The sequence below is a fragment of the Sphingomonas daechungensis genome, assembly GCF_014489495.1.
Taxonomy (GTDB): domain Bacteria; phylum Pseudomonadota; class Alphaproteobacteria; order Sphingomonadales; family Sphingomonadaceae; genus Sphingomicrobium; species Sphingomicrobium daechungense.
In genome coordinates, this window is record NZ_CP060780.1 from 1,975,634 (window position 1) to 1,988,951 (window position 13,318).

10 protein-coding genes, 1 other RNA gene and 7 pseudogenes are annotated in these 13,318 nt (G+C 62.6%); 6 read left to right on the forward strand and 12 right to left on the reverse strand.

The features are described 5' to 3' along the window. Positions 1–9: 9 nt before the first annotated feature. From H9L15_RS10620 to ffs, 3 genes and pseudogenes are all read right to left on the reverse strand, one after another. Positions 10–339, reverse strand: a complete 330-nt coding sequence (locus tag H9L15_RS10620; RefSeq protein WP_187714059.1) for a YbaB/EbfC family nucleoid-associated protein — start codon at positions 337–339, stop codon at positions 10–12. A 3-nt stretch (positions 340–342) separates the two neighbouring features. Beyond that, positions 343–1,904: pseudogene (locus H9L15_RS10625) on the reverse strand (DNA polymerase III subunit gamma/tau). A 107-nt stretch (positions 1,905–2,011) separates the two neighbouring features. After that, an RNA gene (gene ffs, locus H9L15_RS10630) (signal recognition particle sRNA small type) lies at positions 2,012–2,109 on the reverse strand. A 218-nt stretch (positions 2,110–2,327) separates the two neighbouring features. Here ffs and H9L15_RS20390 point away from each other — a divergent pair. After that, positions 2,328–3,023, forward strand: a complete 696-nt coding sequence (locus H9L15_RS20390; RefSeq protein WP_223276684.1) for an EF-hand domain-containing protein — start codon at positions 2,328–2,330, stop codon at positions 3,021–3,023. Here H9L15_RS20390 and H9L15_RS10640 read toward each other — a convergent pair. The 3 genes and pseudogenes from H9L15_RS10640 to H9L15_RS10650 form a co-directional block, all read right to left on the reverse strand. After that, a complete protein-coding gene (locus H9L15_RS10640) occupies positions 2,950–3,285 on the reverse strand; it encodes a 2Fe-2S iron-sulfur cluster-binding protein (protein ID WP_187714061.1) in 336 nt (111 codons plus the stop codon). The two genes, H9L15_RS20390 and H9L15_RS10640, sit on opposite strands and share 74 nt — an antisense overlap. Continuing rightward, positions 3,282–4,391 (reverse strand): annotated as a pseudogene (locus H9L15_RS20395) (cysteine desulfurase family protein). The gene H9L15_RS10640 and the pseudogene H9L15_RS20395 overlap by 4 nt, the downstream one beginning before the upstream one ends. Continuing rightward, positions 4,388–5,462, reverse strand: a pseudogene (locus H9L15_RS10650) (cysteine desulfurase family protein). Before H9L15_RS10650 ends, H9L15_RS20395 begins: the two co-directional pseudogenes overlap by 4 nt. A 113-nt stretch (positions 5,463–5,575) precedes the next feature. Here H9L15_RS10650 and H9L15_RS10655 point away from each other — a divergent pair. Next, positions 5,576–6,245, forward strand: a pseudogene (locus tag H9L15_RS10655) (alpha/beta hydrolase). Here H9L15_RS10655 and H9L15_RS17655 read toward each other — a convergent pair. After that, complete coding sequence (locus tag H9L15_RS17655) at positions 6,242–6,409, reverse strand: hypothetical protein (RefSeq protein WP_223276161.1); 168 nt, start codon at positions 6,407–6,409, stop codon at positions 6,242–6,244. The pseudogene H9L15_RS10655 and the gene H9L15_RS17655 sit on opposite strands and share 4 nt — an antisense overlap. Before the next feature lie 54 nt (positions 6,410–6,463). On the opposite strand from H9L15_RS17655, the gene H9L15_RS10660 reads away from it, so the two are divergent. After that, the gene (locus H9L15_RS10660) at positions 6,464–6,715 is read left to right on the forward strand and encodes a hypothetical protein (RefSeq protein ID WP_187714062.1); all 252 of its coding nucleotides are present in this window, start codon (positions 6,464–6,466) and stop codon (positions 6,713–6,715) included. On the opposite strand, the gene H9L15_RS19690 is transcribed toward H9L15_RS10660, so the two are convergent. Both H9L15_RS19690 and H9L15_RS19695 read right to left on the reverse strand, forming a co-directional pair. Further along, entirely contained in the window at positions 6,712–7,170 is a 459-nt protein-coding gene (locus H9L15_RS19690) for a pyridoxal-phosphate dependent enzyme (RefSeq protein ID WP_317617494.1), read from the reverse strand. The genes H9L15_RS10660 and H9L15_RS19690 overlap by 4 nt on opposite strands. Before the next feature lie 85 nt (positions 7,171–7,255). After that, positions 7,256–7,576: pseudogene (locus H9L15_RS19695) on the reverse strand (pyridoxal-phosphate dependent enzyme); the annotation flags it as partial. Between the two features lie 280 nt (positions 7,577–7,856). On the opposite strand from H9L15_RS19695, the pseudogene H9L15_RS10670 reads away from it, so the two are divergent. The 3 genes and pseudogenes from H9L15_RS10670 (at position 7,857) to H9L15_RS10680 (ending at position 10,786) form a co-directional block, all read left to right on the forward strand. Continuing rightward, positions 7,857–9,078, forward strand: a pseudogene (locus H9L15_RS10670) (type III PLP-dependent enzyme). A gap of 118 nt (positions 9,079–9,196) precedes the next feature. Further along, positions 9,197–10,279 (forward strand): 1,9-bis(guanidino)-5-aza-nonane synthase, encoded by a 1,083-nt coding sequence (locus tag H9L15_RS10675; protein WP_187714063.1) that lies wholly within the window; start codon positions 9,197–9,199, stop codon positions 10,277–10,279. Positions 10,280–10,336: 57 nt separating this feature from the next. Next, positions 10,337–10,786: an MAPEG family protein gene (locus H9L15_RS10680; RefSeq protein ID WP_187714064.1), complete on the forward strand. Its 450-nt coding sequence runs from the start codon at positions 10,337–10,339 to the stop codon at positions 10,784–10,786. Here H9L15_RS10680 and H9L15_RS10685 read toward each other — a convergent pair. The 3 genes and pseudogenes from H9L15_RS10685 to H9L15_RS17660 all read right to left on the reverse strand — a co-directional run bounded on the left by H9L15_RS10685 (position 10,783) and on the right by H9L15_RS17660 (position 13,309). Then, a pseudogene (locus tag H9L15_RS10685) lies at positions 10,783–11,953 on the reverse strand (class I SAM-dependent RNA methyltransferase). The gene H9L15_RS10680 and the pseudogene H9L15_RS10685 overlap by 4 nt on opposite strands. Beyond that, entirely contained in the window at positions 11,946–13,037 is a 1,092-nt protein-coding gene (locus H9L15_RS10690) for an NAD(P)H-hydrate dehydratase (protein ID WP_317617495.1), read from the reverse strand. The pseudogene H9L15_RS10685 and the gene H9L15_RS10690 overlap by 8 nt, the downstream one beginning before the upstream one ends. Continuing rightward, positions 12,929–13,309 (reverse strand): NAD(P)H-hydrate epimerase, encoded by a 381-nt coding sequence (locus tag H9L15_RS17660; RefSeq protein WP_223276163.1) that lies wholly within the window; start codon positions 13,307–13,309, stop codon positions 12,929–12,931. Before H9L15_RS17660 ends, H9L15_RS10690 begins: the two co-directional genes overlap by 109 nt. Between the last annotated feature and the right edge of the window lie 9 nt (positions 13,310–13,318).

The window sequence follows — 13,318 nt, forward strand, 5'->3', positions numbered from 1 at the left end:
TCCGCTAAGCTAGAAGGGCAGCTTCATGCCCGGCGGCAACGGAAGTCCGCTGGTGACTTTCTGCATCTCCGAATTGGCTGCCTGATCGGCTTTCGCGCGCGCGTCGTTCAAAGCAGCCGCGATAAGGTCCTCGACCATCGCTTTTTCGGACGGCTGGAGCAGGCTCTCGTCGATGTCGATCCCCAGGATCGTTCCTTTGGCCGTGGCGCGAATCTTCACGAGGCCGCCGCCCGCAAGCCCCTCGACCTCGATGCCATCCAGGCTCTGCTGCGCCCGCTGAAGCTCGGCCTGCGCATTCTGAGCCATTTCCATGATCTTGTTCAGGTCGAGATCGGGCATCTGTCAGGCGCCTTTCGTAGTAGTAAAGGATTCCAGCGTCGCATCCGGGAACGCTTCGAACGCAGCTCGCACGGCCGGATCAGCGAGCACTTCCGACCGAACGCGCTCCTCGGCCATTTTCTCCCGGTCATGCAAGGACGGCTCTCCGGCCTCGTCCGAGAGCGAGACCTGCCATGCCTTGCCAGTTGCCTCCTTGAGCGCGGCGGCAAGGTCACGCGGCCAGTCCGTCCCAAGCGGCCGCATCGGCTTCAGGACGAGTTCCGGGGGAGCGAAGCGCACGAGGCCGACTTGGTCGTGGAGCTGTACTGCGAGCTGATGCTTCCCGCGTGCTTCGAGCAGCGCGACTAGGCCCGGCAAATCTGACGGAACTTGCGCAGTGATTCCGCTCGGTTTCGCCTGCGAAGTGGGTATTACCGGCGATCCAGCCGCCTCCCCGAGAGGCGGGAGAGGACGCTGGCCGGGTCAGGAAGATCAGCCGCGTGAATCAGGCGAAGGAGCGCCATCATCGCCGCCTCACGCGGGTCAGGCGCGACCTGGACATCGGCAAGGCCCTTCAGGAGCATCTGCCAGACACGATGGATCTGCGCCCAGCCGAGCTGGTTGGCGAGTCTCTCGGCTGCTTCGCGTTGCTCTGCGGGAAGAGCTTCGGGGCTTGCGCCCGCCTTTGTGCGGGTCGCGAGGTGAAGCTCCTCCATCAGCCCACGGACGAGAGACGCCGGGTCGATACCGAGGTCATGCGCTTCGTCGAGATCGGCGAGCGTGGCACCGGCATCACCTGTAAGGACGTGCTCCAGCAGCCGCCGAATGCGTCCCCGATCAGCTAGGCCGAGCATGTCCCGGACCTGTTCCGCGGTAACGGTGCCGCCGCCATGTGCAATCGCCTGGTCGAGGATGGACAGGCCATCGCGTGCCGAGCCCTCGGCCGCGCGCGCGATCATCCGAAGGGCATCGTCCTCGACAGTAACGCCTTCCGCCTTGGACACCTCCGCAAAGTGAGCCGCGAGCTTCTCAGCAGGAATGCGACGGAGGTCGAAGCGCTGCGTTCGCGACAGGACCGTTAGCGGCACCTTGTCGACCTCGGTCGTAGCGAACAGGAATTTCACATGCTCAGGCGGTTCCTCAAGAGTCTTCAACAACGCGTTGAAGGCGTTCTTGGAAAGCATGTGGACTTCGTCGATGATGTAGATCTTGTAGCGCGCATTGACCGAGGCATAACGGACCGCGTCGATGATCTCACGGACATCGTCCACACCGGTGTGTGACGCGGCGTCCATTTCGATCACATCAATGTGTCGCCCTTCGGCAATCGCCTTGCACTGTTCACATACGCCGCACGGATTGATCGTCGGACCGCCGAGCCCATCGGTGCCGACGCAGTTGAGCGCCTTCGCAACAAGACGCGCCGTTGAGGTCTTCCCCACTCCGCGAACGCCGGTAAGCAGGAACGCGTGCGCGATCCGGCCGCGCTCGATCGCGTTGGCGAGGGTTTGCACCATCGCATCCTGGCCGATCAGCTCGGAGAAATTCTGAGGACGATACTTCCGCGCCAGCACGCGATACGGGATCCGGGAGCCGTTTTGGGCACCTCAGGCAAGTCTAGGCCGAGGCCAAGCGATTCGGGTTCGTCCATCAGTTACGGTTTAGGAGCGCTGAAGGGTCCGCGCCAAGGCTTGAAGGTGGGAGCCGGAACGACCCGAGACGAAATCGTTGTGGCTGCTTCCTTCCGGATCTGACCAGGTTGGCGACAGCCTCGTCCGCCCGACTCCCGCGGCGCATATGGGTCAAGACCCTGGGACACGCAAGGTCGCCACCGGTCATCACTTCATGGATCATTCACGAGAGCTGCAGAATGTCGCAATGCCCGAGCCGGAGACTTCCGCATGCTTCTTCTCGCCTTGATTCCTTTTCTCGCATCCGCAGCGCAGGCAGAGGAACCGTCCGATCCTATCGTCGTCACGGCATATCCCTGGGCGCCGTTCATCAGCCCGATGGGTGAGCCGTTCCGATCACGCGGGCCTGATGATGATCCGTTTGTACGCTGGTTCTACCAGGTAGACCGGAATCGTGACGGAGTGCTGACCTCCGACGAGATGCGTATCGACGCAGACACGTTCTTCGCCAAGATTGACGCCAACCAGGACGGCAGGATCGATTCCGAGGAACGCATGGCTTACGAAGCCCAAATCGCACCGGAAGTTCAATCTAGCTCGAATTGGAAGCTCACGCACCAGGAAAGCGCCGCACAGCGCCAGTCCGGCGATCACTCCAAGGATAGCGAACGACATCGGCGATGGGCGAATGACATCGACGGATACCAGCCGGACGGCCTCCAGGGAGCGGCCCGCTACGGCCTGCTCAATCTCCCCGAACCTGTTGCTGGCGCGGATGCGGATTTCGACCGATATGTGACGCTGGAAGAGTTTCGGAGCGCCGCCTCATATCGCTTTCAGCTGCTCGACAGCGACCACTCTGGCAAACTGACAATGGACAACCTCAAACCTCTGATTCCTTCCCGGCCGAAGGAAGGAAAGCGCATCAAGCGCCGCAAGAATGCCCCGACACGAGGATCGGACTCCCCCTGCCGGAGGGGAACTAGGTTCTCGACGACGTCTAGCCGTAAAGCCAATTCTTCGACCCCGCCGGGATGCGGACGTCGAGAGTCTCCATATCCTCGGTCAGGATGATCTGGCAGGCGAGCCGCGACGTTCGCGTCGCGTGCGCCGCAAGATCGAGGAGATCTTCCTCCTCGTCGCTCGCTCGCAGAAGCTTCTCGAAGTCGGCTTTGTCGACGATCACATGGCAGGTCGAACAGGCCATCACACCCTCGCACGCGCCCTCCAGAGGTTGTTTGGCTGCCCAGGCAATGTCGAGCAGGCGCTGTCCCGGCTTGGCCTCGACTTCCTTGTCCAGCGTGCCGTCTGGCTTGTGAAAGCGGATCTTGATCATGCAGCGAGCCCTTGCTGGGCGCGGGCTGCCGCATCGATGCGGTTCAAAGCCTCGATAATTTCTTCTGCGGATGTGTATCGCCCGAACCCGAGCCGGATTGACGAGCGGGCATCACGATCGCTGAGCCCGATTGCCCGAAGCACATGGCTCGGCCGGCCGGAACCGCTGGCGCAGGCACTCCCGAGAGAGAAAGCGATTTCGCGCTCGTCCGCGATGATCCGGGCCACGTCCACGTCCGGCAAACACAGGTTGAGGTTGCCGTGGTAGCGCCGAGTCATGCTTCCGTTGACGGTCCAGTCGGGTAGCGTTGACGAAGCTGCGGTGTTCCACAGTCGCTCGACGTGATCTTGATCGGCTTGCCGCCGTTCCGAAGCTAGCTTGGCCGCTGCGCCAAACCCTACGCACAGTGCGGGCGAGAGCGTTCCCGACCGGATGCCGAGTTCTTGGCCCCGCCGTGGATGAGCGGCGCCGGCTCGGCACCCTGCCTCATCCATAGCGCTCCAATGCCCTTCGGACCGTGGATCTTGTGAGCCGAGACCGCGACGAGGTCCGGACCTTCGGGAATATCGACGCGGCCAAGCCCTGAACCGCGTCGCAGAGCATCAACGCCCCGAACTCGTGCGCAAGTCTCGAAATTTCTCCGATGGGTTGAATGACGCCAATCTCGTTGTTGACGAGCATGACGGCGACAATCGCCACGTTCTCATCCACGGCGGCTTTGACGTCGTCCAGATCGAGCAACCCTTCCGAACCGACCGGAAGCCTCGTGACGTCATAGCCCTGCCTTCCAGCCACTCGCAGGTATCCAGCACCGCCGCATGCTCGGTGGCAACGGTGACAATGCGGTTTCGCCCTCCGCGCGCCCTAGCGTGCCCTTGAGCGCCCAGTTTAGAGCCTCCGTCGCGCCCCCAGTGAAGGCAATCCGTCCACCATGCAGGCCAATCGCCTCGTCGACCTGCTTGCGGGCCACGTCGATCGCTGCATCGGCTTCTCGCCCCAGCGCGATGGCGAATGTGGATTGGCAAACTTCTCCTCGATCCACGGCTGCATCGCGTCCGCGACCTCGGGCGCAAGGGGGTGGTCGCCTGGTAATCGAGGTAGATCATGCGGCCTTGGAAACTGCTCGTTCGCGAATCCGCAGCCATTCGCTGAGAAATCGGTCGACCTCTGCTTCGCCAGTATCCGGGCCGAAGCTCACGCGCACGAAGCAGGAGGCGATCTCGGGCGGCAGGCCCATGGCTTCCAGCACCAGGCTGGGCTTCATGCTTCCCGATGAACAGGCGCTTCCCGCCGACACCGCAATACCGGCAAGATCGAACTGCACCAGCTGCGTTGAGCTAGCGACGCCTGGCATCGCATAAGCTCCGATGATTGAAACCCGCGAGACGTCCGCACCGATCACGACACCACCCGCAGCGACAATTTCATGTTCAAGCCGCGCTCGCAGGCTCTTCAGCCGCTCCATGTCGTAAGGCCGGGCAGCGAGAGCCGCAGCAAATCCTGCGGCGCACGGCACATCCTGCGTGCCTCGGCGATAGCCCTTTTCCTGGCCGCCGACTGGCGCCAGCGTTCCGAGATCCTTGACCAGCAGCACACCAACGCCCGGCGGACCGCCGAGCTTGTGGGCGCACGCAGCGATGAAATCGGCATCCGGCAGCGGGATCTTGCCGGCCCTTGAGCGCAATCCGCAAGCAGAAGCGATCCCGCAGCACGAATGCGTGGCGCCAGTCGTTCCAGCGGCTGAATGATCCCGGTCTCGTTATTGACCTGCTGAATGGCGATCAGCGTCCGCCCTTCGGCGAGGATTGCATCGAGCGCCTCTTCGTCAATCAGGCCGTTCGATTGAACCGGGATGACCTTTGAGCCCGTGCCCATGGAATGAGGCACGATGGCATGCTCAGTCGCGCCATGGGCTCTGTTCGGCACTCGCGCCCGCCTCGCGGCGATTTCCACAGCCTCACTAGCGCCGGACGTCAGAATGGTCTCACCGCGCCAGCCAAGCACATCGGCAATCGTCCGGCGCGCCTTCTCCAACGAAGAACGAGCGGCACGACCCTCAGCATAGGGCGAATTTGGGTTCCCCAGGTCCTCAGCGCGTCGGCAATTGCCGCCTGCGCTGCCGGGAGCACATGCGTGGTTGCCGCGTGATCGAGGTGGATGCGAGTCTTACGAGTCAAAACGCCCGGATTTCCTGCAATTGCCAGTTGAAGCGGCACCCCTATATAGGAGCCGCCGCCGCGGTGCACCCGCACTCGCGGCCAACAGTCGTTACGCGAGCTACAAAACATTCATGCCTGAAGTTATTTTCCCAGGGCCGGACGGCCGTCTCGAAGGTCGTTTTCACCCCGGCACACGTCCGCGCGCACCGGTAGCGATGATCCTGCATTCGCACCCGCAAGCGGGCGGCACGATGAACAACAAGATCGTGCAATTGCTCTATCAAACCTTCGTGAAGCGCGGCTTCGCAACCTTGCGGTTCAACTTCCGCGGAGTCGGCAAGAGCCAGGGCACATTCGACAACGGCATCGGCGAACTCAGCGACGCAGCTTCCGCCCTTGATTGGGTGCAGCAGATACATCCGGAAGCGGAGACCACCTGGATCGCCGGCGTCAGCTTCGGCGCGTGGATCGGAATGCAACTCTTGATGCGCCGCCCGGAAATCCGCGGCTTTATCTCCATCGCGCCGCCGGCGAACATGTACGACTTCAGCTTCCTCGCGCCCTGCCCTCCTCGGGCATCATCATCCAGGGCGAGGCGGACGAAGTCGTGACGCCAAGCGCCGTCCAAAAGCTCGTCGACAAGCTGCGTACGCAGCGGCACATCACCATTCATCACGATACGATCCAGGCGCGAACCACTTCTTTGCGAACGAGCTCGACTTGCTGATGAAGAGCGTCGACGACTATCTCGACATGCGGCTGGCGACCGACAAGCCGGCGCCTGCGATCACCAAGCGCTAAATCGTCCAGATCAGGACGTTTCCGACCAGCACGGCCGCGGCGACCAGCATGAGGGCGCCGCGCCATCTGGTCGGCTTGGCCATGGCCAGCTTCACTCCGCCGATCGCGAGGAGGAAAGCTGCGATCATCGTGATCGCCAATGCCGCCGAACCAAATCCCTGCAATTCACTGCTCCCGTTTCACTAAGGCTTAACCGCTGCGAGTGCATGACGCCATTCATGCCGACCAATGAGCAGCAGGCGCGCCTCGAAGAGGCATTCGACAAGATCGAGGAAACGATCCTGCCGTGCATCGCAATGATGCTTGAGACCCTGCTGGAAGCGTCGGAGGGCGTCGCAAAGACCGATCCCAAGGTTCTCGCTGCTGAGCTACAGACCTTGGCGGCCGAGCTTGAGGAACTTACTCGCGCGGTCGAACGCAGCAGCCCGGTTCATCTCGAACCTGGAGAGTACAAGACCGCAGCGGCTTAAGCCTGCTCTGCCACGATCTGTGCGTGGAGCACTGGATCGATATTCCCGCCCGACAGAACGACAACGGTTCCTTCCACGGACGCGATTTCGCCTGACAGCAGTGCCGCCAGCGCGATCGCACCACCCGGTTCGACCACGAGCTGATGCTTTTCCCACGCCCATCGTACAGCGTCCCGGACAGCGCCTTCGCTGGCGGTCACCGCTCTCACTTGCCGATCCTGCAGAATTCCGAAGGTGATCGGCGACACGTGGGGCGTTTGCAGCGCATCGCAGAGGGTCGCGGGCGCATCGACTCCCACCGGGACGATTTTCCCCTGGGCCAGCGAGTTTTTCATGTCGTCCCAGCCTTCCGGCTCGACGATGACGATCTCCGCCTCCGGGCAAGCCAATGCGATGCCTGACGCCAATCCTCCACCGCCGCACGGCACGATAATGCGCTTGGGCGCCGTCGGCATTTGCTCGAGGATCTCGAGCCCGCCGTCCCTTGCCCGCGACAATGTGCACATCGTCGAAGCTCGGAACGACCGTGCCGCCGGTTTCGCCCGAGATTTGAGCGGCAATTCCTTCGCGGCTCTCGCGATAACGGTCGAAAAAGACGATCTCGGCGCCTTCGGCTCTCGTTCCCTCGACCTTCACGGCCGGAGCGTCTTTCGGCATGACGATGATCGCCGGAATCCCCAGCCGTCTGGCCGCGATCGCCACACCCCGCGCATGATTTCCCGACGAGAAGGCGACCACGCCGCGCTGTCGTTCGTCTTCGGAAAGCTGAAGTAACCGATTGCTTGCACCCCTCAGCTTGAAAGCTCCTCCGGTCTCCAGGCATTCGCATTTGAGCCAGATTCGCTGCCCCGAACCTCGGATTCGATCAAGGGCGTGCGTTCAATCGAACCGGCAATGCGCTTGCCCGCCGTGATGACGTCCTCTCGAGTGACTTTCTCCGTCTCGCTCAACTCTCTGATTTCCTTGCTGTTTCGTTCAACCGTTGCAGAACGGCGACAAAAGTTCCGCTTCGCGAATTAAGGCTTCCGAAAAATCTTTACTTGAGGGTACCCCCTACATATATCGCGCTCCCGCTGCCCCATGGGACTTCCAACCGCAAGGCAGCTCTTTCGTCGAACTACCCAGTTGGAGGTCCCTTGAGTTGCACAAGCATCATCGCGCGCTGGGGCTAGCTGCCGCCCTTTCGGCAACCCGGTTGCCGACATCGCAAATAGCCGACCGGTTCAGCCGGTTACGCTTCTCCGCCCGCATGCTGCGCGCCGCGCGGCACGTTTCTTCGTGGACAAGTTCCCTGGGCGGTCGCTGTACGCGGTGAAGGCGAATCCGTCGCCGTCGCTGTTGCAGATCCTGTGGGAAGAAGGCGTCACTCACTACGACGTCGCGTCGATCGGCGAGGTTCGCTTGGTCCACGAGACGCTGCCCGAGGCTGTGCTCTGCTTCATGCACCCGGTGAAGGCCGCCGAGGCGATCGCCGAGGCCTATTTCGAGCATGGCGTGAAGACCTTCAGCCTCGACACGCTCGAGGAACTGGAGAAGATCGTCGAGGCGACGTCAAAGGATGGCGCGGCGGCGACCGATCTCAACCTGCTCGTCCGGCTCCAGGTCAACAACGAGCACGCCAAGCTCAGCCTCGGCGCGAAGTTCGGTGCGCAGGCCGAAGACGTGAAGGCACTGCTCTTCGCCGCTCGCCAGGCCTCCGACGCGCTCGGCATCTGCTTCCACGTCGGCAGCCAGGCGATGTCGCCTGCCGCCTACGCTGAAGCCATGGGCCGCGTTCGTGACGCGATCGTCGAAGCGGCGGTCACCGTCGACATCGTCGATGTCGGCGGCGGCTTCCCGTCGACCTATCCGGGCATGGAGCCCCGCCGCTCGAGGCCTATTTCGACGTCATCCACTCGACGTTCGAAGCGCTGCCAATCAGCTATTCGGCGGAGCTTTGGTGCGAGCCGGGCCGTGCGCTGTGCGCCGAATATGCGAGCCTGCTGGTCCGCGTCGAAAAGCGCCGTGGCAGCGAGTTGTACATCAACGACGGTGCCTATGGCGCCCTGTTCGACGCGGCGCACATCGGCTGGCGTTACCCGGTCCGGCTCGTGACGGAGCATGAGACGCCGGTTCGCCCGATGGACTTCAGCTTTTACGGGCCGACCTGCGACGACCTCGACCACATGACGGGACCGTTCCAGCTTCCGGGCGACGTTGCTGCCGGCGACTACATCGAAGTCGGAATGCTGGGCGCCTATGGCTGCGCAATGCGCACCGCCTTCAACGGCTTCGGCGCCGAGCGCACCGAGATCGTCGAGGACGAGCCGATGGCGACGCTCTACGGCGGCCAGCTCGCTCAATCGAACGTGGTGACGCTGTAAGGAACCCTCCTCTCCTGCTCGCGTAGGCGGGAATGGGGTGAGGCTGTCCCCCGCTAACAAAACGACATGCCCTTTTCCGATGTCGAGCCTATAGGCGCGGCAACCATTGGAGCATGACATGACGACCGACACGCTGAACAAGGTTCAGGATGCCGAGCGCATCAACGACACGCGCAAGGCCGAGCTTCTCGCGACGCCGATCGAGCACATCGACATCACCAAGTTCGACGCCCGCCCGATCATCGATTCGATGGGCAAGATGAGCTTCACCAGCCGCGATCTTTCGCGCGCTACGGGCATCTACAACCAGATGCTGGAGGACAAGGACTGCTCGATCATCCTGGTGATTGCGGGCTCGACCTCGGCCGGCGGCTGCATGGATCTCTATGCCGAACTCGTGAAGTCCAACATGGTCGACGCGATCGTCGCTACCGGCGCCTCGATCGTCGACATGGATTTCTTCGAAGCGCTTGGCCACAAGCACTACCAAGCCAATGAAATCCCTGACGATGATACGCTGCGGTCGCTTTACATCGACCGCATCTACGACACGTACATCGATGAGCAGCAGCTGCAGGATTGTGACTTCACGATCGGCAAGATCGCCGACAGCCTGGAGCCGCGCGCCTACTCCAGCCGCGCCTTCATCCGCGAGATGGGCAAGTGGCTGAGCGAGGGTAACGCCAAGAAGCAGGGCAGCCTCGTCCAGCTCGCCTACGAGCATGACGTGCCGATCTTCTGCCCGGCGTTCGTGGACAGCTCAGCCGGGTTCGGCCTCGTGAAGCATCAGGTCGACGCGATGAAGCGGGGCGGCCACTACATGGTGCTCGACGCCATCGCCGACTTCCGTGAACTCACCGACATCAAGATCAAGGCGGGCACTACCGGCCTGCTGATGATCGGCGGCGGCGTTCCGAAGAACTTCACGCAGGACACCGTCGTTTGCGCCGAGATCCTCGGCCATGACGACGTCGAGGTCCACAAATATGCCGTGCAGATCACCGTCGCTGACGTCCGCGATGGCGCGTGCTCCTCCTCGACGCTTCAGGAAGCGGCGAGCTGGGGCAAGGTCTCGACCGCGATGGAGCAGATGGTGTTTGCCGAGGCGACCAGCGTCCTTCCGCTCCTGGCGTCGGACGCCTGGCACCGTGGCGCGTGGCGCAACCGCGAGAAGCGCCGCTTCGCCAAGCTCTTCGACTAAAGATTGCCAACCGTAACGAACTGAAGCAGCCTCCCTGGAAACAGGGGAGGCTTTTTCATGCACTACAGCCCGATACTCGCGCCCGTGGTGGCACTCGTCGCCTGGACGCTGATCGTCATGTTCTGGATGCTGCTCACCCGCATCCCGGCGATGCGGAAGGCTGGCATTACGTTAGGTACGGCGCGCCGCGGAGGCAGAGGCGCTAACCTGGACGGCGTCCTTCCCGACGATGTCCAGTGGAAATCCCACAACTACAATCACCTGATGGAGCAACCGACGATCTTCTATGCGATCGCGTTGACCCTCGCGCTCATGGATATGGGCTATGGCATCAACGTCTGGCTCGCCTGGGGCTACGTTGGGCTACGAGTGCTCCACAGCATCATCCAGGCGACCGTAAACGTCGTACTCTACCGCTTTACATGCTTTGCCCTGTCGTCGTTCTGCCTGCTGGGCCTGACCGTGCACGCTGGTGCACGCATCCTGCACGACTGCGGGATCCTCTAGCGAGTGAAAGCGGCTGCAAGCTCGACATGGGTCGACCAGCGGAATTGGCCAACAGGTCGCAGCCATTCGAGCCGGTAGCCGCCGTTCACGAGCGATCTCGCGTCCCGGGCGAAGGTCGCAGGATTGCAGCTGACGTAGGCGATCTTGGCCACTGCGGATTTCGCCAGAGCCGCGACCTGCTGTTCAGCGCCCGCCCTCGGCGGATCGAGGACGACGGCGTCAAAAGCACTGAGTTCCGCGGCGTCGAGTGGCCGCCGATAAAGATCGCGATGCTCCGCAGCGATATGCGGAGCGGCTCTCTTGAGAGCCAGAACCGCATTACGCGAAGCCTCTGCGGCATAAACCTTGCCTAAAAGCGCTAGTGCGAATGTCCCCAGCCCCGCAAACAGGTCCGCAGTTCGCTCGGGCTCGCTGGTAGCCTCTAGAACAGCGCCAACGAGCGCGTTCTCCCGTCATCGGTAGCTTGAAGGAAGCCGCCGACCGGAAATCCAACGGCAACTCCGGAGAGCGTGACCGTTGCAGGAACGGGTTCGTAGAGCGTCTCCGGGCCCAATCCCTGATCGATTGACAGTCGTGCCAGCCCGTGGCGCTCGCAGAATGCCGTGAGCGCCTCCATTGCCTCATACCCTTCAGGCTCCACTCCCTTCAGGAGCAGGTCCAGTCCGCGATCGACCAGCGTCATCTGCACCTCAGCCGTAGCCCGGGCTGCAACAACCCTCCCAGCAACTTTCGAAGAGGGGCGGCCAGCGCGAACAGCTCCGGACGCAGGATATGGCATTCGCGCATGTCCACGATGCGGTTCGACTTCTCGGCGTTGAAGCCGATCACGGCGCCCTGCCCCGTCATCAGCGTACGGAGGCTCGCACGGCGCCGGCTGTTCGGCGCGGATAGATGCGGTTCGCGGATATCGGTGGCGAGACCGTGCTGAGCCAGCGCCGTCTCTACCCGGGAGACCAAATACTGCAGGTAAGCCTGGTCGTCGACGTGCTGAAGCTGGCATCCGCCGCATTCCGGAAAGTGACGGCATGGCGGCACTTGATGGTGCGGCCCATGCCTCAGGGCGCCGTCCTCCTGAAGGATATCACCGGGAGCTGCGAAGGGAACGTGGGAGCCGTAGTCGGTCACGCCATCGCCCCGTGCAGCGATGCGGATGACGGTCTCAGTCATTCAGGTGGTCGAACGCGCTCGGAATTGCTTCGACCAGGTCGTCGGCGATCATGCCTGAACCCGCGATCTCCGCGGCGCGACCATGGAGCCAAACGGCCGCGCAAGCCGCTTCGAACGCAGCCATGCCGCGTGCCCGCAGAGCTCCAATCATTCCCGACAGCACGTCGCCCGTTCCAGCCGATGCCAGCCAGGTCGGGGCGGGAGGCGCAAAGCCTAGCCGCCCATCTGGCGATGCGACGAGCGTATCCGGTCCCTTGTAGACCACCACGGCCCCGGAACGCCGGGCGGCCGCGAGAGCCCGCTCCGCCTTCGAGCCTTCGAGCTTTCCAAACAGTCGCACGAATTCGCCCTCGTGCGGGGTCAAGACCGCGTCCTGTTCTCGAAGCCGTTCCGGCTCGCCCAGCTGCGCGATGGCATCCGCATCGATGACCTTCGGTGCATGAGAAGTGAGTGCCAGACTCAGAACCTGCGGCAAGTCTCCCATCCCCGGCCCAACGACAAGGCAGCCGATCCTTTCGTCATTGATTTGACCTATATCGGTCTGGACGATGGCGTACGGCAGGCCTTCGATCGATCGCGAGGTACTCACACGGACGTAACCCGCACCCGAACGAGCCGCCGCCTTAGCTGACAAGGCGATCGCGCCGGGCATTTTCCCTGCCAGCAGGTGGACCAGCCCGCGGCTGTACTTATGCGCCTCAGGATCGATCTGCGGCAAAGCCGAGCGGCCGATTTCCGACCAATCGCTTCCCGCAGCGACCCCGATATCCGCAAGGACGACACGTCCGCACCTTTGCATTGCCGGCATCAACCGATGGGCGGGCTTGAGAGCGCCGAACGTGACCGTCATGTCGAAGTCTGGAATCTCGCTCAGCATTACGCCGCTATCGCTGTCGACACCGCTTGGCACATCACACGCGATGCGTGTTTGAGCGCCTCGGTTCAGTCTGGAAAACTGTTCTAGTAGAGAAGCCTCTAGTCCACACCTGAGTCCGGTTCCGAATAGAGCATCAATGACGAGAGGCGCAGGATCTGTGCTTCCCCCAGTATCTCCACCTGACCAGGCCACCGCCCACGGGCCCACTTCCCAGCCTCGCTTTTCGGCTCGGAGCTCGCGGCAACGCGAACGGCCACTCCCCGTTCGGCAAGATGGCGGGCAACGATATAGCCGTCTCCGCCGTTGTTCCCCGGTCCGCAGAGGATCAACGCCGGCATCTTCCCAACAAATCCGAACGCTGCTTCGGCGAGGGCAGCCCCGGCGCGCTCCATCAAAGTTTCGACCGGAGTTCCCGCGTCGATCGCACGCTTCTCAGCGGCGATCATCGCCTCCGTCGTCAGGATCGGTCTGCAAGTCATCCTGCGCGC

Bases quoted from the DNA above. Each gene is read 5' to 3' on its own strand.
- H9L15_RS10620 (WP_187714059.1), bottom strand. From the start codon at position 339: ATGCCCGATCTCGACCTGAACAAGATCATGGAAATGGCTCAGAATGCG.
- H9L15_RS20390 (WP_223276684.1), top strand. From the start codon at position 2,328: ATGGGTGAGCCGTTCCGATCACGCGGGCCTGATGATGATCCGTTTGTA.
- H9L15_RS10640 (WP_187714061.1), bottom strand. From the start codon at position 3,285: ATGATCAAGATCCGCTTTCACAAGCCAGACGGCACGCTGGACAAGGAA.
- H9L15_RS10660 (WP_187714062.1), top strand. From the start codon at position 6,464: ATGCCGACCAATGAGCAGCAGGCGCGCCTCGAAGAGGCATTCGACAAG.
- H9L15_RS19690 (WP_317617494.1), bottom strand. From the start codon at position 7,170: ATGCCGACGGCGCCCAAGCGCATTATCGTGCCGTGCGGCGGTGGAGGA.
- H9L15_RS10675 (WP_187714063.1), top strand. From the start codon at position 9,197: ATGACGACCGACACGCTGAACAAGGTTCAGGATGCCGAGCGCATCAAC.
- H9L15_RS10680 (WP_187714064.1), top strand. From the start codon at position 10,337: ATGCACTACAGCCCGATACTCGCGCCCGTGGTGGCACTCGTCGCCTGG.
- H9L15_RS17660 (WP_223276163.1), bottom strand. From the start codon at position 13,309: ATGACTTGCAGACCGATCCTGACGACGGAGGCGATGATCGCCGCTGAG.